The organism is Streptomyces sp. SD15 (assembly GCF_054462255.1).
In genome coordinates, this window is the sequence record NZ_JBTLMO010000157.1 from 1 (window position 1) to 798 (window position 798).

At 67.5% G+C, this 798-nt stretch carries 1 protein-coding gene; it reads right to left on the reverse strand.

Features of this window, described 5'->3' with window-relative positions; all coding sequences use genetic code 11:
- Window positions 1–798 (reverse strand): acyltransferase domain-containing protein (locus tag ACX28W_RS43990; RefSeq protein WP_459005705.1); only part of this gene is annotated, 798 nt, incomplete at both ends.

Sequence of the window (798 nt, forward strand, 5' to 3'; positions counted from 1 at the left end):
CCAGTGACGCTGCCGTTGGAAGGGGTAGGTGGGCAGGTCGAGGTGGGTGGGCCGGGTGGTCGGGAAGAAGCCCGACCAGTCGACCGGGGCGGTGGCGGTGGTGTGGGTGTGGGCGGTGGCGAGGGAGGTCAGCACGCGCTGCCAGGTGTCGTCGTCCCGGCGCAGCGTGCCGGTGACGGCGACCTCGCCGGTGCCCGTGTGACCCTCGACGGTCTCCTGCAGGGGGTGGGTGAGCACCGGGTGAGGGCTGACCTCGACGAACAAGGTGTACCCGTCGTCCAGCAGAGCACCGGTGGCGGCCTGGAAGTGGACAGCGGTGGCCAGGTTGTCGTACCAGTACTCGGCGCCCATCACCGTCGTATCAGCCATCGGCCCACCCAGATGACCGCCAACAGTGGAATAGAACGCAACACCGGCCAAACGCGCCTCGACCGGAGCCAGGGCACCCAGCAACTGATCGCGAAGCGGGTGCACGTGAGACGTGTGAGAGGCATAGTCGATGGGGACACGACGGGCACGAACGCCCTCGCCCTCGCAGTGAGCCAACAACTCCTCGACCGCGGCAATGTCACCCGCGACCACAGTGGCCGACGGCCCGTTGACCGTAGCCACGACCAGCCGCCCCTCCCACCGGCCGATCAAATCCTCCGCGTCCACCAGAGGCAACGGCAGAGAGACCATGCCACTGCGACCCGCGATCTGGGAGAGAGCCCGAGAACGCAACGCCACAATGCGAGCGGAGTCCTCAAGAGTGAGGATGCCTGCGATGTGCGCGGCAGCGATCTCACCCTGGGAATG